Origin of the sequence: Paenibacillus peoriae (genome assembly GCF_022531965.1) — a bacterium.
Lineage (GTDB): Bacteria > Bacillota > Bacilli > Paenibacillales > Paenibacillaceae > Paenibacillus > Paenibacillus polymyxa_D.
In genome coordinates this window covers 4427515-4447543 of record NZ_CP092831.1, presented here as the reverse complement: position 1 = coordinate 4447543, position 20029 = coordinate 4427515, and the positions used below count along the sequence as shown (strand labels likewise).

Below are 20029 nucleotides of genomic sequence, written 5' to 3'. Positions count from 1 at the left end.
TGAAACAAAGGTGGTACCGCGAGAGAACAGCCTTTCGTCCTTTGAGGATGAAGGGCTTTTTTTATTTGCCAATTGAAAAATCATGGAGGTATCCTGATATGTCAGAACAAGACAACAAGACAACCTTGGAAATGCCAACAACGTACGATCCAAAATCAGCAGAACAAAAATGGTACAAAACGTGGATGGAGAAGGGCTATTTCCGCGCTGGGCAACATCCAGAGGCAGAGCCTTTTACAATCGTTATTCCACCACCGAATGTTACAGGTATGTTGCATATTGGACATGCTCTTGACTTTACTTTGCAGGATATTATTATTCGCGCCAAGCGGATGCAGGGCTATGATGCCTTGTGGCTGCCAGGGGCAGACCATGCGGGTATTGCTACCCAAACAAAGGTAGAGCAAAAGCTGCGTGAAGAAGGCCTGACACGTTATGATTTGGGCCGCGAGAAGTTTTTGGAGAAAGTGTGGGAGTGGAAGGATCTTTACCTAGATAATATCCATAACCAATGGGAAAAGATGGGCTTTTCTCTCGATTATTCTCGTGAGCGTTTTACGCTGGATGAGGGACTGTCCCAAGCGGTACGCGAGGTATTCGTTAAACTGTACAAGAAGGGTCTGATTTATCGCGGTAAACGCATCATAAACTGGGACCCTGCTGCACGTACTGCATTATCGGACATTGAGGTGGAATACAAAGAGGTGAACGGAAATCTGTATCACCTGCAATATCCACTGAAAGACGGTAGCGGATTTATTACGGTAGCCACTACACGTCCTGAAACGATGCTGGGCGATACAGCTGTAGCTGTACACCCGGAAGATGAACGCTACAAGCAAATGATCGGCAAAACGCTTGTGCTCCCAATCATCGGACGGGAAATTCCGGTCATTGCGGATGATTATGTTGATAAAGATTTCGGTAGCGGCGCGGTTAAAATTACACCGGCTCACGACCCGAATGACTTTGAAATGGGACAACGTCACCAGCTGCCACAAATTACAGTGATGGACGAAACGGGAACGATGAATGCCGAAGCAGGCAAATATCAGGGCCTTGATCGTAGCGATTGCCGTAAGCAAATCGTCGCTGATCTGAAAGAGCAGGGCGTACTGATTCGTATTGAAGAGCACGTACATCAAGTAGGCCACAGCGAGCGTACAGGTGTAGTTGTAGAACCTTATCTGTCCACACAATGGTTTGTGGAAATGAAGCCTCTGGCAGCTAAAGCCATTGAAGTGCAGAAGGCTGGCAACGGGGTAAACTTTGTACCGGATCGCTTTGAACGTACTTATCTGCATTGGATTGAAAATGTGCGTGACTGGTGTATTTCCCGTCAATTATGGTGGGGACACCGTATTCCGGCTTGGTACGATGAGGATACCGGAGAAGTGATTGTATCGGCGGAGGACCCTACAACTTTGCCTGAGTATGCTGGCAGAAAGCTAAAACAGGATGAGGATGTGCTGGATACTTGGTTCAGCTCGGCTTTGTGGCCGTTTTCGACACTGGGCTGGCCTGAGCAGACAGAGGACCTCAAACGCTACTATCCGACTAATGTCTTGGTTACAGGCTATGACATTATTTATTTCTGGGTATCGCGTATGATTTTTACAGCACTCGAGTTTACGGAAGAGATTCCGTTCAAGGACGTACTTATGCACGGGTTGGTTCGTGATGCGGACGGTAGAAAAATGTCCAAATCCCTCGGCAACGGTGTTGATCCGCTCGACGTGATTGACCAATATGGTACCGATGCCATGCGTTATATGATTTCCACCAGTAGCACGCCTGGGCAAGACCTTCGTTTCCGCTGGGAGCGGGTGGAGCAGGCCCGCAACTTTGCCAATAAAATCTGGAATGCGTCACGCTTTGCGCTGATGAATCTGGAAGGCGTCACTTCGGCAGATATAGACATTACTGGTGACCTGAGCACCGCTGATCGTTGGATTCTGCATCGTCTAAACGAAACTTCACGCGACATCACGCGTCTAATAGATGCTTATGAATTTGGCGAGACAGGCCGCCTTCTGTATAACTTTATTTGGGATGATTTGTGCGACTGGTACATTGAGTTTGCGAAGCTTTCCCTATATGGCGACAACGCAGATGCGAAAAAGAAAACGCAGTCCGTACTTGCATATGTATTGGACCGGACGCTGCGCATGATTCATCCGTTCATGCCGTTTATCTCTGAGGAAATATGGCAGCATCTTCCACATGAGGGAGAAACGATTACACTGGCCGCTTGGCCTGTTTATGATCCGGCTTTTGAGGATAAGGATGCAGTTGCAGAAATGAATTTGCTGATCGACGTAATTCGCGCTGTGCGCAATATCCGTGCTGAAGTCAATGTGCCGATGAGTAAAAAAATTGAGTTGCTCATAAAACCCGGCGATCAAGCCGTTCTCGATATCATTAACCGCAATGGGGAATATGTGCGTAGATTCTGTAATACGTCTGAATTCGACGCGGGATTAGAGTTCACCGTTCCAGATAAAGCGATGACATCTATAGTTAGCGGCGCAGAGTTGTACCTGCCGCTGGCCGGACTGCTTGATATTGCCCAGGAAATTAGCAGACTGGAAAAAGAACTTCAGCATTTGAACAGTGAAGTGGAGCGCGTGGAGAAAAAGTTATCTAACCAAGGCTTTGTGGCGAAGGCACCAGCTAAAGTCATCGAGGAAGAGAAGGCCAAGCAAGCCGATTACTCAGATAAGCGCGCTAAAGTTATCGCACGTATTGAAGAACTCAAGGGATAATTTCACTCACAATAAAATGACCTGAAGGTGAAGAGGATGTCAGATACGATCAGGGGCGGAGATACGGCTCCTTTACAAAGCTATGATGAGGCAGTGGAATGGATTAACGGCTTGATTCCGTTTGGTATCAGACCTGGACTGGAACGAATTGAACAACTAATGAGTAAATTGGGTGATCCGCAACGACATCTGAAATTTGTGCATATTGCGGGAACCAACGGTAAAGGCTCGACTTGTGCCTTTCTGACCTCTGTGCTACTTAAATGTGGGTACGATGTCGGGACTTTTACGTCTCCGTACATCACCCGATTTACGAACCGCTTTCAATTCAATGGGACCGATATTCCCGATGAAACGCTGGTTTTGCTTGCCAATCGCTTGTATCCGTTGGTGAAAGAAATCGCAGATAGTGAATTGGGATCACCTACAATGTTTGAGGTATCGACAGCGTTGGCTATTTTATACTATGCTACGGTATCTTTCCCAGATGTTGTGGTATGGGAGACAGGTCTTGGGGGAAGGATGGATGTAACTAATATCGTGAATCCAATCCTCTCGGTTATTACAAATGTCGGCTATGACCATACGGATATTTTGGGAGATACGCTCGAACAGATTGCAAGGGAAAAAGCCGGTATCATCAAACCGGGTGTACCTGTCGTCAGTTGTGTTTCCCAACCCGAGGCTATTCAGGTCATACGTGAAACGGCGACAAAGCAAGGAGCTACCTTGTACCTGGCAGGAGAACAATTTACGTATGAACGGCTAAACGGAGATGAAACAGCTCAAACCTTTTCATTCGCGGGGCCCTTCCGACATATGGAAATTGACATCACGTTGTTAGGCGAGCACCAATGTTCTAATGCGGCAGGAGCTATGATGGCACTTGAGGTCCTACGTCAGTATATGGCTTTTGTGTTGGATGATGCAGAACTGCTGGAGGGCTTTAGACAAACTGCCTGGGCAGGGCGTCTCGAACAAGTCAGTACATCACCGAGAATTGTTCTTGACGGGGCTCATAATCCAGAAGGAGCACAGACGCTGGCCAAGAGTCTTCCTCAAGTGTATTCGTACAAAAAATTGGTTTTAATGATGGGGATGCTGTCAAACAAGCATCATGAAGCATACTTGCAGCATATACTGCCACTAGTGGATACGCTTATCCTGACCGAGCCCGATTTTCGGCGCAAAATGAATGCCGCTGAATTGGCTCATCTCGTGGAGAAGCTGCGGCCGTCTTATGCCAAAACGGATTTAAAAATAATTGTAGAAGGTGACTGGAAAAAGGCTCTTGGCCTGTTTCAATCACATACGGAAGCGGAAGATCTGGGGGTGGTGTCCGGCACGCTGTACCTTATTGCGGATGTACGGGCTACCCTTATGTATCAAACCGATTCGGAAAAAGGTTGGTGAAATTTGTTGATTACTTCGGAACATGTTCATTTTATCGGTATCGGCGGCTACGGGATGAGCGCGATTGCTCGGGTCATGCTGGAGATGGGTTATACCGTGACTGGCTCAGATGTGGCATCACAGGAGCTGACAGAAAAACTGGCGGCAAAAGGCGCAAAAATATATATTGGACACACGCCTGAGCATATTGCAGGCGCGGATATCGTCGTCTATTCAACAGCATTGTCACGTGACAATGTGGAGCGGGTGGCAGCGGAGGAATTGAATATTCCAACTCTGCACCGTTCGCAGATGCTGGCTCGCTTGCTTAACGAACGTAAGGGAATAGCTGTTGCGGGTGCGCACGGTAAAACGACAACCTCTTCCATGATCGCTCTGGTTATGGAGAGATGTAACGTTGATCCAACGTATATTATTGGCGGCGAAATCACGAATTTGGGGACGAATGCCAAAGCAGGTAAAAGCGAGTTTGTCGTTGCTGAGGCGGATGAGAGTGATGGTTCTTTCCTGCAATATCATCCTTGGCAAGGCATCGTAACCAATATTGAAGCAGATCATTTGGAAAATTACGATGGCGACTTTAATCGTCTGAAAAGTGCTTATGTACAGTTTTTGAGTCAAATTCGACCGGATGGAGCGGCTATTGTATGCGCAGATGATCAGAACATCCGGGAAATGCTGCCTCAACTCCAGACTCGGGTCATTACTTATGGAGTGGAGCATGAAGCGGATTATATGGCGACAGATATCCAATTAGGTGACCGTCGATTAAGCTTCACTATGAGCCGTAAGGGAACAGCACTCGGAACAATCGAACTATCAGTGCCGGGTAAACATAACATGTATAATGCGATGGCGACTGTAATTTCATGTTTGGAAGCAGGGATTCCATTCGATCAAATCGCTGCTACAATTGTGGAATTTCACGGAGCGAAGCGTCGGTTTCAAGTACTAGGTGAAAGCAATGACATACTGATTATTGATGACTATGCGCATCACCCAACAGAGATTGAGGCTACGATTAGCGCAGCGAGAGCGACGGGCAAGCGTATTATTGCTGTATTCCAGCCGCAACGCTATAGCCGCACCTTTTTCCTGCTCGATGCGTTCAGCCGCGCGTTTAGCGAGGCTAGTGAAGTCATCATTACCGATATTTACTCACCAGCGGGAGAAAAACAGATTGAAGGCGTGCATTCTTCCAAGCTCGTGGATTTAATCGTCCAAAACAGCAATGCTAATGCAATCTACTTGCCAACCAAAGAAGCTGTGATCGAGGAGTTGAAAGATCGATTACAGCCGGGTGATCTTGTGCTGACGATGGGAGCGGGAGATATCTGGAAAGCAGGTGACGCGTTAGCGCGCCATCTTCGCGGACAGCAAGTGTAAACCGTATAATAATGAGCTGTTGCACCAATGAATTACAATTATTTAAGGGTATTCCGAACACGACTGTGTTTCGGGATACCCTTTTTTGTAATGCTGGGGCATATATTCTTAGCTTGACTCATACAACAGACTATGAGGAAGTATGGGACAAGGAGGGAGTGCATCCATGAACAAGACCAAGATGACATTCCGGTTCGACCAACAGTTGCCGGAGACAAGCCGGGAGGATAAGCTACAGGTGCTTCCGTACAAAAACGAGTCGATTACGAACGAACAGCGTGAAACTGATAACCCGCATAAAGAAACGGAACGGAACAGAGGAATGGAGAAAAATACTGCAACTACGCAAGAATCAAAGATCAAAGAACCTGAGAATCGGAATAAACGCATTTCAAGTCGGCGTTTTGCTCCGACATTAAGAGTACAAGAGGGATGGGATGACCCCTTTGGTCGTTCGGCGGCTTCCTGGTCAGATGCGGAAGTTCTACCGGATAGCCTGGAAGAGGATGAGGAAGCTTATCATTCTGGTCAAGAGTACAGAAGACGTCCGCCCCACCCTTCTAGATGGAAACTGGTTGGCTCTGTAGCCAGCGCACTGGTGACCGGAGGCATGTTTGGATATATTATGTTGTTACTGTTTAACGGAGGAGGCATGGTTCCGGGATCAGATCCTTCAGTAGAGGAGGCTGTACCGGTCTTTAAAGAATCTGTTGGTGTGGATGCAATATCTGCAAAAGAGAATTCTGTCCCTGTCACTGTCATAGAGGCTCAGGTACCACCTCAAACCTACTATTTGTTGCAATATGGGGTTTTCAGCACACCAGAACGGGCCTTACAAGCAAAAGAAGAACTGTTAAAGGCAGGTATTGCAGCAGGAGGGGATACCGAGGACCAAAACCGGGTATATGCAGGAATATCACCGGATAGGGAGCAAGCCAAGTTGCTCAGCAATCAGTTGAAAACACAAGGAGTCGAATTGTATGTTCGTGAGCTTGAATTGCCTGGATTTGAAAAAGCGGCTTACGGAGGCGAAAGTGATAAACTCACTAGCTTTTTTCAGTTAAGTAGCTCATTGGTGGGTAAGTTGAGCGGACTTTCCTCAAACTTGCTCGGAGAAGGAGGTCCGAATACGGTGCCAGCCTCCGACATGAAGGAGCTGAACGACCTGCATCAGCAGTGGACACAAAATATCACTGCCCTTCCCGCCGGTCTTCCGAAGGAAGCGGCTGTCTCCGCAACCTCACTCGAAAAGGCGATGAACAGCGCGATCTCAGCAATTGGGGAATATAACAAGAACACAGCCAAGGAACACATTTGGGAGATTCAGTCCTCCATGATGGAATATGTTTTGCTTGAGAAGGAATTTATCCAATTCATAAAACAATAGACTAACCATATTTTCCGGCAAGGAACTGGAAATAGTTCCCCATGCCGGATTTCTGTTTGTATTGCAGTACAAATCACCGTATAATAATGAAGGTGTCAAAAAATGGCGAGGGAAGATCAGGATGAAAAAAAATGTAGGAATGCTTATACTGTTTTTGTTGCTCGGTTGGCTCTTGGGTGCATGGATTGCCAAAGCCCTTCAATCGATCAAATTCCTTTCCTTTCTGACCCACCCCACTAGGATATCTTGGTCGCCGAGAGCGGACCTAGATATTATCAGCTACAACATAACGATAAATTTTGAATTGAGCCTGCTTAGTCTGATCGGCATCATTGCCGCGTTCTGGCTGTACCGCAGGCTCTAACTGATGAAAAGGAGCTTCCCTTATGGACGGGAAAATTACGCCCCGCATTATTCTGGCATCGACTTCACCAAGAAGGAAGGAATTGCTCGCATTTTTGAGACTCCCCTTTGAGGTGGTGCCGAGTCATGCGGATGAGAGCACGCCTGAGAGCTGGACGCCTCAGCAAATCGTGGAGACCCTTGCGGCACGCAAAGCCGAAGCGGTCATGAACACCGCCGCTCAGTCGAAGGAAGCCAGACTGGTGATTGGCAGTGATACCATTGTCGTGCTGGATGGTTCGGTGTTGGGTAAGCCTGCCGACCATGCGGACGCGGTTCGCATGCTGACTGCATTGCAGGGAAGGATACACCGTGTGTACACCGGGGTAGCCTGCATACATACCGGAACCGGCGAAATGCTTGTCAGACATCGCCAAACGGAGGTTACAATGAAGCCTCTGAGTCAAGAGCAAATTGTGGCATACGTGAATACTGGTGAACCGTCTGACAAAGCAGGAGCGTATGGCATTCAAGGCATGGGTGCTACGCTGGTGGAATCTATTCAGGGTTGTTATTTTAACGTCGTAGGATTGCCGCTTTCCTTACTGTCGGACATGTTGTCCGAATTTGGAGTAAATGTGTTGCGTCCATAAAGGGGATAAAAATATGCTGGAGTCGCCAATACTGATGCTTCGCGACCTCCCCCATGAAGAACGACCAAGAGAGCGCATGATGACATATGGGGCGGATGCCTTAAGCAACGCGGAGTTGCTGGCAATATTGCTGCGTACAGGAACGCAAAATGAGTCTTCGGTGCATTTAGCGCAGCGTATTTTGCAGCAGGCAGGAAATTTGCGTCAACTGGTGGATATGAGCTTGAGCGAGTTGACCCAGATTAAGGGCATTGGGGATGCTAAAGCGATACAGCTAAAAGCGGGTATCGAACTGGGGCGTCGATTAGCATTGTCTCGCCATTTGGAGACCCCGGTGATTAGTTGCCCGCGGGATGTGGCAGATCTGCTGTTTGAGCAGCTTCGTTATTTGCAGAAAGAGCATTTTGTATGCTTGTTCCTTAACACTAAAAATCATGTCATTGCTCAGGAAACACTATCTATGGGTAGCCTGAATTCTGCCATCGTGCATCCTCGTGAAGTATTTCGGGCAGCAATCAAATGTAGCAGTGCTTCGATAATTTGCGCTCATAACCATCCGAGCGGTGATCCGAAGCCAAGCCCGGAGGATGTCCAGTTGACTCGCCGCTTGATGGAAGCGGGGAACATCGTGGGGATCGACGTGCTTGATCATATTGTGATCGGGGACGGGACCTTTGTAAGTTTGAAGGAACAAGGTCTGATATAATATAATATTTAAATCAAACATTTAAACACGACCGGATAATCCGGCCTGAATAAACCGTTTATACATGGATAACAGATTTCAGGGAAGAGAAAAGGAGATTACATCATGCTGGGTGGCTTTACAAAAGATTTAGGAATTGACTTGGGGACGGCAAACACGCTTGTATACGTAAGAGGTAAAGGAATTGTAGTTCGTGAACCATCTGTAGTCGCTTTGCGTACAGATACAAAAACCATTGAGGCTGTTGGTGAATCTGCGAAAAAAATGATCGGTCGCACACCGGGAAATATCCGTGCGATTCGTCCGATGAAGGACGGTGTCATTGCTGATTTTGATACGACCGCAACGATGATCAAATATTTTATCCGTCAGGCGCAAGCCCAACGCTCTTTGTTTCCACGCCATCCGAACGTGATGGTTTGTGTGCCCTCAGGCATTACTGCGGTGGAGCAGCGTGCTGTTGAAGATGCGACGAAGCAAGCAGGCGCAAGAGAGGCATACACGATAGAGGAGCCGTTTGCAGCTGCCATTGGTGCTGATCTTCCTGTATGGGAGCCTACAGGCAGTATGGTTGTCGATATCGGTGGGGGTACTACCGAGGTTGCAGTCATTTCTCTGGGCGGGATTGTAACAAGCCGCTCCGTACGTGTGGCTGGTGATGAAATGGACGAGTCCATCATCCAATACGTGAAGCGCCAATACAATCTGATGATTGGTGAACGGACTTCAGAGCAACTGAAAATGGAAGTGGGTTCAGCTATGCCATTAGAGCAAGTGGAAACCTCGGAAATCCGCGGACGTGATCTGGTAACAGGTTTGCCGAAGACGATCACGATTACTTCTGATGAAATTAGCGAAGCGTTATCGGATACAGTCAATGCAATCGTGGATGCGGTCAAAGTAACACTGGAAAAATGCCCTCCCGAATTGGCAGCGGACATCATGGATAGAGGAATCGTACTTACTGGCGGTGGAGCACTTCTACGTAATCTGGACAAGTTGTTGGCAGGTGAAACCGGAATGCCGGTGATCGTAGCAGAAAATCCTCTGGATTGTGTGGCAATCGGTACAGGCAGAGCGCTGGAAAATATTCATTTGTTCAAATCGCGCAGCAGTTCTGCCGTCCGTTCCAAACGTTGAATCGGGGGTGTAGGAACTGTTTAAGCTGTTTGGCAATAAAAGACTATTTGTTCTATTGATCGGAATCGTTCTGTTTATTGCCCTTATGGGGATTACACTTGGACAGAGAAATTCCTTAACCTGGCCCGAGAAGTTCGCCAGAGATTCAATTGGCTTTGTGCAAGGTATCTTTTACAGGCCCGCTTCAGCAATAGCGGGCTTCTTTGAAGATATCGGAAATATGCGTAGCATCTACGAAGAAAATGAACGGTTAAAAATTGCTGTGGCAAAGCTGACTCGTGACCAGATTCAGACCCATAATTATGTTGAAACAAATGCCAGACTGCAGAATGAACTGAAGTTCACCCAAACGCAAAAGGCGAAAAATAATTATGATTATCGTGTTGCTCAAGTGAACAGCGTCAGCAATGATTCCAAAACGCTTGTGATCGATATTGGTGAGAAGGACGGAGCGAAGGTTGGTCAGGAAGTCAGTTCGCTTGAAGGATTTGTCGGAGTCATTAGTCAAACGGGGAATTTTACGTCCACCGTTACCCTATTGACTACATTGGATCCTAAAAATCCGAATTCTTATGCTATTGCAGCGACAGTCTTGGGCAAGGAAAATCAATCGTTTGGTATGATTGAAAGCTATGATCCGGGTACGAACAGATTTCAAATGACTCGCATTGAGGAAAAAGATCCAATCGCAAAGGGTGATCAGATTATTACATCTGGCGCAGGTGGTAAATTCCGCAAAAACCTAATGGTTGGAACGGTAGAGAAGATTCAGGTTGGGGAGTTTGGCAAAACACGGACAGCGATTATTAAACCGGCAGCTAGCTTTGTGGATTGGAAAGAACTGCTCATCCTCTACACTCCTGAGGTACCGGAATAATGAAGATGCGCGGTCAGGTTCTAATACTGCTGCTGTTTGTACTGTTTATAGCTGAAGGGACGATTCTTCCATGGCTTCTTCCGGATAGTTGGCATTCAAGAATGGTTCCGAATTTTGTGTATGTCGTGATCTTGTTTGTGTCTGTGTATTACAGCCGTCATACAGCATTGGTGCTAGGTATTGTTTTTGGACTTATTCATGATGTAGTGTTCTATGGGTTTATCATTGGGCCTTATTCTTTTGCAATGGGGTTGTCTGCATACTTATTGGGGCTTGTTTTTACAGCTCGACGTGCGCAGATGCCCATTATGATGGCAGCCGTGTTGATTGGTAGTTTCCTCTTGGATTCTATGCTTTTTGCCATTGACCAGCTGTTCCAGCTGAATCATCAGACTTTCAATTGGGCACTTGCTCAGTATATAATTCCTGATTTATTTATCCATTTTCTGTTCGCCCTCATCATTTATGTCCCAGTTCGCAAGCAGTTGCAGCGTTTGGGTACCCGTGTGAAAAAGGAAGAGGCTGTCTAGGTCTTTTTACACACATTTTGTCCGGGTTAGCAGGGATTTGACGTCCCGGGGACGAAATGATTGAGATAGGAGGGACAGGCTAATGGCAGTGAAATCGAATCATGTCACGATTAAAGGCATCAAAGATGGCCTGGTATTCCTGCTGGACGATCAATGCGAGTTTGAGAATTTGCTGGGTGAGCTGCGTTTTAAGCTGGAGCACAGTCATCAAAATATTTTAACAGGCCCGATCATTCATGTGGATATTAAGCTGGGAAGCCGAGAAGTGACAGAGGAACAGAAGGAAAGTATTCTGGAGATTTTGAAGCAAAAGGGGAATCTGCTCATCAGGTCTGTAGAATCACCTGGACTGCCTGTGGAAGTGCAGGGAAAGCCCCCTATTCATACGGTGACAGGGATTATCCGATCTGGTCAAGTGCTTCATCACAATGGGAACCTACTCTTTTTGGGAGATGTAAACCCGGGTGGAATTATAACATGTACTGGTGATATTTATGTCCTCGGCGCTCTGCGAGGCATGGCGCATGCAGGGATGGAGGGAAATAGTGAAGCGATTATAGCGGCTTCCTATTTTGCACCGACACAGTTGCGAATTTCCGAAATGATCAGCCGTCCACCAGACGAATGGGAGACACGTGAATCCGGTATGGAATTTGCGTATCTCAAGGATGGCGCTATGCAAATAGATAAAATGAGCAATATTGTGCGTCTGGGCCGCGATTTTAACGTGTTCAAAGGGGTGTAGCACATGGGAGAGGCTATCGTCGTCACTTCAGGAAAAGGCGGCGTCGGCAAAACGACGACGTCAGCCAATATAGGAACAGCGCTTGCACTGCTCGGCAAAAAGGTATGTTTGGTGGATACGGATATCGGTTTGCGTAATCTAGACGTTGTGATGGGTCTAGAAAACCGAATTATTTACGACCTTGTTGATGTAGCGGAAGGTCGTTGCCGTTTAAATCAGGCACTGGTTAAGGACAAGCGTTTTGAGGAGCTGTATATGCTGCCAGCCGCTCAAACCAAGGACAAGAGTGCTGTTACGCCGGAGCAGGTTAAGGATATTATTTTGGAGCTTAAAAAGGATTTTGAATATATATTGATCGATTGCCCTGCGGGTATTGAACAAGGCTTTAAAAATGCCATTGCTGGGGCGGATCAGGCTATTGTTGTGACTACTCCGGAAAATGCAGCCGTACGCGATGCAGACCGGGTAATTGGTTTACTGGAAAGCTCACATGTGATATCACCCAAGTTGGTGGTTAACCGCATTCGCAATAGCATGGTTAAATCCGGAGATATGTTGGATATTGATGGGATTTTACAAGTGCTTAGCATAGACCTTATTGGGATTGTGCCGGATGATGAAATGGTAATTAAAGCAGCTAATACAGGGGAGCCCACCGTTATGAATCCAGATTCACAGGCCGCGATTGCTTACCGTAACATTGCGAGACGGATTTTGGGCGATACAGTGCCCCTCATGCAGCTAGACCAGAAGAAAAGCGTGATGACACGTTTTAAGAAGTTTTTTGGTATGGGTGGATGAGGAAAACCGGAAGTTATGGCTGGTAAATTGCTTCCACGCTTCCTAAGTGATTTTCTATTGGTTCTAAGGTAGGAGCTGTAGTAGTATTCATTTGTAATACTAGACACTTAAATAAGTAATAATCTTATTTAAGTGTTTTTGGTTTGTCTTTTTAAATTCCTATAATACGGCTTCACAAAATTTAGGGTCACTACATAAATATTATAAATACAAAACAAATCCGGTGCGTTAGCGCCGGTTTTTTTTTGATTTTTAGGTACTTATTCCCGAGCGGGACAACATAAGTTGAAGCCCGTCCTCATAAGATGTATCAAACATACCTCGCTGAGGGGGCTGAACAGGATGAATAAAAATTCCGGAATCAAGCAGCGCAGAGAAGAACGTATACAGCAGCTAATCGCGGGAAGCAAAGCGGAGACGTATCCCTCTGGCATATATCAGTACAGGCACGGGGATAAAGATATGAGGTCGATGCCTATAGTCAGTGCCGACTCGCCCAGAGACCCAGAAACGGAGTGGAAAAATGAGCGGCAACACTGGCAGCAATCTTTTGGGGCGAATCGTGCTCCGTCTTTTTGGACTTCCTTTTGGCGAAGATCAGTCATAGCAACGGTGTTATTTGGAATGGTATGGGGAATGTTTCGTTGGGATATTCCTTATGCAGTGAATTTGAGAATGTTTATTGCGGATGCCTTGAATAAGGATATGGATTTTGCAGCCGTCGGACAATGGTATGAAACTTATTTTGACGGAGCTCCTTCCTTTTTGCCGATTTTTGGCGAGGAGCATGAAACGCACAAGGTAGCCGCAAATCGAAAGGGCTCTCCACCGATCGAAGGCACTATAACACAGCCTTTTGTACTGAGCCTGAAAGGGGTAGAAATTACGCCGAATGTCACTGACAACGGGCCAATCGTTGTTAAAAGTATAGATGCAGGACGAGTATTAGACATATTAAATCATCCCAAAAGCGGGATTTCGGTTACAGTTCGACACACTGGCGGTATCACAGCAACTTACGGGAGGCTTTCCCGCTCTACCTTAAAAGTGAACGACTGGGTTCAGGAGGGAGATGAGATCGGTGTACTGCCAGCAAGTCGCAGCGGCAGCGAGGCGGCAACTTTATTTTTGGCAGTTCAGAGAGGGGATCACTACATTGACCCGTCGGAAGTGGTAGCCCTTGATTAATGTCCGAGGGGTGACCTTATCACTACATCCACTGTTTGTATTGGTTATGCTGACCTCCATAATAACGGGACATTTTATCGAGATCATCACTTTATTTACATTGGTGTTTATTCATGAGCTAGGTCATGCGACAGCTGCTTCGTTGTTAGGCGCGCGGGTGCTTTCCATACAGATGTTACCCTTTGGAGGAGTTGCGGTCATTGAGGATCAGGGGAAGCTCAATGCGTGGAAGGAGATTGTCATTGCGCTAGCGGGGCCCCTGCAAAACGGAATCATGATCATCATCCTTTTATGGTTCAAAAATGTGAGTGGACCGGAGTATGATTATGTAAATTATATAATTCAGGGGAATGCAGTTATTGCACTGTTTAATTTGCTGCCCATTTTACCACTTGATGGTGGGAAAATATTGCAGGCAATGATTAGTTTATCCTTTTCTTATCACCGCACATTAGTGTGGACCTTTAGGGCCAGTATCGTAACGAGTCTGCTATTTTGTATGTATGGTATTTCACCGTTGTTAAGGCAAAATGGGCCTATGCATTTAAATCTGCTGGCGGTAGGGATTTTTTTGCTTTATTCTAATATTGTGGATTATCGGAATATCCCTTACCGTTTTATACGGTTTTTGCTGGGGAGGGACGAGCTTTTTTACCGCGAAATAGCTAAGGGAAGTATTGCCTTACCTATTGTATCCCTGCCAATGAAACATTTGGAGCCTATTTTGCGTCTTTTCAGAAGAGATCGGTATCATATGGTTTATGTTATGAATGAACAGGGACGAATTGTAGCCGTACTGCCGGAGCAACGCCTTATTCGCTCTTATTTTGCGACACGCCCGCCAGATGGTGGAGAACCCAAGCCTAAATAATGTTTTATGAGTAAGAAAGAGGCTGTATCCAGAGAGGTTGAAAAACCATGAAGCAAATGATTGTACAATGCCAGCAGCAGATGACCCAAATGGCGCTGTTGGAAGAGGGACGATTGGTTGAATATGCGGCTGAACTACCGCGAAAACGGGGGATTCTAGGTTCTTTTTTCAAAGCGAGGGTGGTCAATGTGCTACCAGGTATGCAAGCCGCCTTTGTTGACATTGGACAGCGAAAGAATGCCTTTTTGTACGTAGATGACGTACTTCACGCTCATTTGGACAAGCAGCCGGAGGTAAAGCCATCCATTTCTGAAGTGTTAAAGGTGGGGCAGGAAATTGTAGTACAGGTATTAAAAGAGGCAGTTGGTAGCAAAGGAGCCAGGGTCACCACTCATTTTTCACTTCCGGGTCGCTGGATCGTATATATGCCCCGTGCTGATTATGTGGCCGTATCCAAGAAGATCGAACGTGAGGGCGAGCGCACCCGTTTGAAAGCAATGGGAGAGCAGCTACGCACAAGTGAGGAAGGACTCATAATCCGTACCGTTTCGGAGGACATGAGTATAGAGGCGATTGAAAATGATCTGAATCAACTACGTAAGCAGTGGGCGGCTATTCAGCGTAAAGCTGGTGAACACTCGGCTCCGTGCGAATTACACCGGGATTTAAGTATTGTTCAGCGATTGATTCGGGATGTGTTTACACCTGAACAGGATGAACTGGTTATTGACAGTGAAGAGCAAGCAAAGGATGCAGAAATCATGCTGCAACAGATTGGTCCTGCGAAAGCTCATGTAAGTATATTTCGTGGTGCAGAAGAAACGATTTTTAAAGCTTATGGCATTCATGAGCAGCTGGAACGCGATTTTGCGCGAAAGGTATGGCTGCAGGGCGGTGGATACATTGTCATTGATCATACGGAGGCACTAACCGTCATTGATGTGAATACCGGGAAGTTTACGGGAGGCAGTAATCTGGAAGAAACGGTAACCCGGACTAACATTGAAGCAGCTGAAGAGATTGCCCGCCTGGTACGTGTGCGTGATATTGGTGGTATCATCATCATTGATTTTATTGACATGGAACAAGAGGAGAACCGTCGGGAAGTATCCTCTGTGCTGGAAGCAAGATTGAAGAAGGATCGGACCAAATCTTATGTTGTCGGTTGGACGCGGTTAGGTTTGCTGGAAATGACCCGCAAAAAAGTGCGTGAAGAAAAGACGCTCGTGTAGAGCGATGCGTAACCCAAAATCATTTTAAAACTAAAGGTTGAATGTGTATAAAGCTTGTGCTACAATCATTTAGTATGTGTGATGCGTAAGATTGGCTGCACATGCTGTAACCGCTCCAATCAGGTACTGAAGTGCAGTATCCTAAGGGAATCTGCCACCTGCTATTAGGCGAGTCTGAGACATAAGGAGGTGCAAGCAAATGTACGCAATTATCGAAACAGGTGGTAAGCAATACAAAGTTCAAGAGGGCGACGTATTGTTCATCGAGAAGTTGGAAGCTAATGATGGTGAAACTGTAACGTTCGATCGTGTTCTGGCAGTGTCCGGCGACAATGGCTTGACAGCAGGTACACCGCTTCTTTCTGGAGCTTCTGTAACAGCTAAAGTTGAGAAGCATGGTCAAGGTCAAAAGGTCATCGTATACAAATACAAACCTAAAAAGAACTACCATGTGAAGCAAGGTCATCGTCAACCGTACACGAAAGTGACGATTGAAAAAATCCAAGCGTAAGAGGGTGCGATAAGTGATTATCGTGCGTATTACACGACTGGAGGATGGCAGCATACAGGGGTTTTCCGTTAAAGGACATGCAAATTTCGCTAAATCTGGCGAGGATATCGTATGTGCTGGCGTTTCGGCGGTAACAGTAGGAACTGTCAATTCGATTGGAGCTCTTACGGACGTTGAGATGGAAACGGAAATGGAAAACGGCTTTTTAAGCGCGTATCTTTCTCCTGAAAGTTATCATGATGCGAACGCACAGGTTCAACTGTTGCTGGAGTCCATGGTGATTATGCTGACAAGCATTGCTGAATCATACGGTAAGTATATTCAAATAGAAAATAATCAAAGAAGGAGGTAGACATCATGTTGAAATTGACATTGGATCTTCAATTATTCGCATCGAAAAAAGGTGTAGGTTCCACAAAAAACGGACGTGACAGTAAATCGAAACGTCTTGGAGTGAAACGTGCTGACGGTCAAGCAGTTACCGGCGGTAGCATCCTGGTTCGTCAACGCGGAACGAAAATTCACCCGGGCACGAACGTGGGCATCGGTAAGGACGACACCCTGTTCGCGAAAGTGGACGGCGTTGTGAAGTTCGAACGTTGGGGCCGTGATCGCAAAAAGGTGAGCATCTACCCGATCGACGTTGCTCCAGTAGCAGCTACTGTAGAAGCTTAATAGCGGCTTAGACACGCTGAAAAGCCTCCGGCACTTTTGTCGGAGGCTTTTTTGCATGATGGTAATGAACTGGAAAGTTAGTCTGTGCTATACTGGATTAAGGTTCTTTAATAATCCATTTAATTATCGCAGAACGGAGAGAAGCCATGTTCCAGCGGATAAGAGCGCCTTATCTGGCGTTGGGTTCCATTCTGATTCCTTTGGTTTTTTCACTGCTCTATCCCGAAGTATTAACGATTATCTTATTAGCAGTATGGTCTGTAGTTGCTGCATGTTTTGGTATGTGGTATACGAATAGACAGGTTGAGTATGAGCGGAAAGCTGCTTTGCGTTCTTTTGAGCGTACAGCGATTGCAATGCTTAACCATCATCGGCATGACTGGATGAATGACTTGCAGGTGCTTTATGGATATATTCGCATGAATAAGCATGATAAATCTGTTGCTTATGTGGAAACAATAAAAGGGCGCGTGGCGGAAGACAGTAAAATATCTAAGTTGGGTATTCCCTCACTGGTGTTTTATTTACAGTCTTTTCGCGTGAACGCCGGTAATTTACAGTTGTCGGTACAGGTTGAGGAGCAGTTAAAGTTAGACGCTGTCATGTCTCCCGAAGACGGCGAGTCGCTTGCCTCGGCCGTCATAGAAACGGTGCGTGCGTATCAATATGGCGGGGGCCGGTCGTCCTGGGGAGAAGTGCGCAGATTGACACTTTATTTCGGTATGGATCAGAATGATGTTATCGTCCGTTTTGAAGGAAGTGACATACCTGCGGATTTGAATATCCTTAAGCGGGTCAGATCCGTACCCGGAAGTGAACGCATTCGAACAGAGAAGCTCCCTACGGGCGAAATGTTTCAAATTCGGATGCAGTGCCAGACATAAGGAAGGTGTAACCATGTTTGTAGATAAAGCGAAGATTTTTGTTAAAGGCGGAGACGGCGGAGACGGATTAATTGCGTTTCGTCGTGAGAAATACGTTCCTGAAGGTGGCCCAGGTGGTGGTGACGGAGGGAACGGTGGAGATGTAATTTTCCGTGTAGATGAGGGTTTGCGTACCTTGATGGATTTTCGGTACCAACGACATTTTAAAGCCCAGCGTGGAGTGAAAGGTCGTAACAAAAGTCAACACGGAGCCAATGCGGAGCACATGATCGTACGTATACCGCCGGGAACGGTCATCATAGATGATGATACTGGTGAAGTAGTAGCAGATATGACACGTCATGGTCAACAAGTCGTCGTAGCTAAAGGAGGACGCGGAGGGCGCGGGAACATCCGTTTTGCTACGCCGAGTAATCCAGCGCCTGAGTTGGCTGAGAACGGTGCAGAGGGACAAGAACGTTATATCACGCTTGAGTTAAAAGTAATGGCTGATGTAGGCTTGGTCGGGTTTCCTAGTGTTGGGAAGTCTACCTTGTTGTCGGTTGTATCTTCCGCAAAACCGAAAATTGGGGCCTACCACTTTACAACGATTACTCCGAATTTGGGTGTTGTGGATGTGGGTGATCATCGTAATTTTGTGATGGCGGATTTGCCTGGTTTAATTGAAGGGGCTCATGAAGGTATTGGGCTGGGACATGAATTTCTGCGGCACATTGAGCGGACGCGTATTATTATCCATGTCGTGGATATGGCGGGCTCCGAAGGACGTGACCCGTTTGAAGATTGGACTAAAATTAACGACGAATTGAAGCAATATAATTCAGCATTGGCTGAGCGTCCGCAAATTGTGGCGGCCAATAAAATGGATATGCCGGAAGCTGAAGAAAACCTGGCTCACTTCAAAGAGCAGATTGCTTCTATACGTCCTGATCTTGAAATCATGCCTATTTCCTCACTGACACGTCAAGGTGTGAAGGAACTGCTCTACCGGGCTGCTGATTTGCTGGATCAAATACCGGACGAGCCGGTTGTTGAGGAAGTAGCAGAAGTTAATGAACGTAAGGTATTTAAGCTGGATACAGCAGAAGACGAGGGCTTTACAATTGTACGTGAAAACGATACATTCGTGGTGCAGAGCCCTAAAATTGAGCGCATGATGAAGCGCATGCAGTTGAACTCGCATGATGCCATTTTGAAATTAGCAAGAACGTTACGCCACATGGGTGTGGATGCTGAGTTACGCAAGCGTGGCGCCAAAGATGGTACATCTGTACGCATTGCTGATTTCGAGTTCGAATTTGTTGAAGGCAGCAGCTACTACTAAATTTCAAATAAAGGTCTAAAACCTGAACGGTTACTGTACTATAGGAAACTCTATAGAAGGCAGTAGCCGTTTTTTGCATTGTTTGCTTGCCGATTTTCATGAGTTTCGATATAATGTCCTCTATACAAAAACATAAGTCTTTGAGGAGAGGACGTTCTTGAAAGAGCGCTATTACTTGGTACGGGAAGATATTTTGCCTGAAGCTATTGTTAAGACCATACAGGTGAAACTGCTGCTGGCTTCAGGAGATGTTAAAACCGTGCATGATGCCGTCGAGCAAGTTGGGCTAAGCCGAAGCGCCTTTTATAAATATAAGGATGGCATACATTTGGTTAACCAGCTGGAGCGTGAGCGAATTGTTAATATCTCTATTGATTTGGAACATCAATCCGGAATGTTGTCCAGGGTACTTGGCAGAGTGGCAGATTTCGGAGGCAATGTGCTGACGATTCAGCAAAGTATTCCACTGCAAGGCAGAGCCAACGTAGTCATCTCGGTAGAAATGTCCAGACTCAGTGAAGAGTTGGGTGTTCTACTGGAGGGCTTGGAAGATATCTCTGGAGTCAAACGTGTTCGCCTGATTGGGCAAGGTTAAGGCA

21 protein-coding genes and 1 other annotated feature are annotated in these 20029 nt (G+C 46.5%); all 21 genes read left to right on the top strand.

The features are described from left to right. Positions 1-98 precede the first annotated feature (98 nt). The 21 genes from MLD56_RS19585 to MLD56_RS19485 all read left to right on the top strand — a co-directional run bounded on the left by MLD56_RS19585 (position 99) and on the right by MLD56_RS19485 (position 20025). Positions 99-2765, top strand: a complete 2667-nt coding sequence (locus tag MLD56_RS19585) for a valine--tRNA ligase (RefSeq protein ID WP_029518416.1) — start codon at positions 99-101, stop codon at positions 2763-2765. A gap of 36 nt (positions 2766-2801) precedes the next feature. Then, positions 2802-4178, top strand: a complete 1377-nt coding sequence (locus MLD56_RS19580; protein WP_029518417.1) for a bifunctional folylpolyglutamate synthase/dihydrofolate synthase — start codon at positions 2802-2804, stop codon at positions 4176-4178. Between the two features lie 6 nt (positions 4179-4184). Next, on the top strand, positions 4185-5564 hold the full coding sequence (murC, locus tag MLD56_RS19575; protein ID WP_013311605.1) for a UDP-N-acetylmuramate--L-alanine ligase: 1380 nt from the start codon (positions 4185-4187) through the stop codon (positions 5562-5564). A gap of 166 nt (positions 5565-5730) precedes the next feature. Continuing rightward, on the top strand, positions 5731-6951 hold the full coding sequence (locus MLD56_RS19570) for an SPOR domain-containing protein (protein WP_029518418.1): 1221 nt from the start codon (positions 5731-5733) through the stop codon (positions 6949-6951). Positions 6952-7072: 121 nt separating this feature from the next. Beyond that, positions 7073-7315 carry a DUF4321 domain-containing protein gene (locus MLD56_RS19565; protein ID WP_023989955.1) on the top strand — a complete coding sequence of 81 codons (243 nt, stop codon included), beginning with the start codon at positions 7073-7075 and terminating at the stop codon, positions 7313-7315. Between the two features lie 22 nt (positions 7316-7337). Then, positions 7338-7946, top strand: a complete 609-nt coding sequence (locus MLD56_RS19560) for a Maf family protein (RefSeq protein ID WP_029518419.1) — start codon at positions 7338-7340, stop codon at positions 7944-7946. A 13-nt stretch (positions 7947-7959) separates the two neighbouring features. After that, on the top strand, positions 7960-8652 hold the full coding sequence (radC, locus tag MLD56_RS19555) for a RadC family protein (protein ID WP_025722728.1): 693 nt from the start codon (positions 7960-7962) through the stop codon (positions 8650-8652). Positions 8653-8757: 105 nt separating this feature from the next. Continuing rightward, positions 8758-9792: a rod shape-determining protein gene (locus tag MLD56_RS19550; RefSeq protein WP_013311600.1), complete on the top strand. Its 1035-nt coding sequence runs from the start codon at positions 8758-8760 to the stop codon at positions 9790-9792. A 55-nt stretch (positions 9793-9847) separates the two neighbouring features. Continuing rightward, entirely contained in the window at positions 9848-10669 is an 822-nt protein-coding gene (mreC, locus tag MLD56_RS19545; RefSeq protein ID WP_029518420.1) for a rod shape-determining protein MreC, read from the top strand. Further along, the gene (mreD, locus tag MLD56_RS19540; protein ID WP_029518421.1) at positions 10669-11199 is read left to right on the top strand and encodes a rod shape-determining protein MreD; all 531 of its coding nucleotides are present in this window, start codon (positions 10669-10671) and stop codon (positions 11197-11199) included. Before mreC ends, mreD begins: the two co-directional genes overlap by 1 nt. 82 nt (positions 11200-11281) lie before the next feature. Further along, entirely contained in the window at positions 11282-11944 is a 663-nt protein-coding gene (locus tag MLD56_RS19535) for a septum site-determining protein MinC (protein ID WP_029518422.1), read from the top strand. A 3-nt stretch (positions 11945-11947) separates the two neighbouring features. Further along, positions 11948-12745: a septum site-determining protein MinD gene (minD, locus tag MLD56_RS19530; protein ID WP_013311596.1), complete on the top strand. Its 798-nt coding sequence runs from the start codon at positions 11948-11950 to the stop codon at positions 12743-12745. Between the two features lie 342 nt (positions 12746-13087). Beyond that, a complete protein-coding gene (locus MLD56_RS19525) occupies positions 13088-13933 on the top strand; it encodes a peptidoglycan DD-metalloendopeptidase family protein (protein WP_029518423.1) in 846 nt (281 codons plus the stop codon). Continuing rightward, positions 13926-14804 carry a M50 family metallopeptidase gene (locus MLD56_RS19520; RefSeq protein WP_029518424.1) on the top strand — a complete coding sequence of 293 codons (879 nt, stop codon included), beginning with the start codon at positions 13926-13928 and terminating at the stop codon, positions 14802-14804. The genes MLD56_RS19525 and MLD56_RS19520 overlap by 8 nt, the downstream gene beginning before the upstream one ends. Positions 14805-14851: 47 nt before the next feature. Then, a complete protein-coding gene (locus tag MLD56_RS19515; protein WP_029518425.1) occupies positions 14852-16036 on the top strand; it encodes an Rne/Rng family ribonuclease in 1185 nt (394 codons plus the stop codon). 98 nt (positions 16037-16134) lie between these two features. Beyond that, positions 16135-16222: a sequence feature (ribosomal protein L21 leader region), on the top strand. 13 nt (positions 16223-16235) lie between these two features. After that, a complete protein-coding gene (rplU, locus tag MLD56_RS19510) occupies positions 16236-16547 on the top strand; it encodes a 50S ribosomal protein L21 (RefSeq protein ID WP_013311592.1) in 312 nt (103 codons plus the stop codon). Positions 16548-16560: 13 nt separating this feature from the next. Continuing rightward, the gene (locus tag MLD56_RS19505; RefSeq protein ID WP_013311591.1) at positions 16561-16899 is read left to right on the top strand and encodes a ribosomal-processing cysteine protease Prp; all 339 of its coding nucleotides are present in this window, start codon (positions 16561-16563) and stop codon (positions 16897-16899) included. 5 nt (positions 16900-16904) lie between these two features. Further along, positions 16905-17222, top strand: coding sequence for a 50S ribosomal protein L27 (gene rpmA, locus MLD56_RS19500; RefSeq protein WP_039272574.1), 318 nt, complete (start codon positions 16905-16907; stop codon positions 17220-17222). Positions 17223-17368: 146 nt separating this feature from the next. Next, positions 17369-18106 carry a Spo0B domain-containing protein gene (locus MLD56_RS19495; RefSeq protein ID WP_029518427.1) on the top strand — a complete coding sequence of 246 codons (738 nt, stop codon included), beginning with the start codon at positions 17369-17371 and terminating at the stop codon, positions 18104-18106. A gap of 13 nt (positions 18107-18119) precedes the next feature. Beyond that, a complete protein-coding gene (gene obgE / locus MLD56_RS19490) occupies positions 18120-19430 on the top strand; it encodes a GTPase ObgE (protein WP_029518428.1) in 1311 nt (436 codons plus the stop codon). Between the two features lie 157 nt (positions 19431-19587). Beyond that, entirely contained in the window at positions 19588-20025 is a 438-nt protein-coding gene (locus MLD56_RS19485) for an ACT domain-containing protein (protein ID WP_013311587.1), read from the top strand. Positions 20026-20029 lie beyond the last annotated feature (4 nt).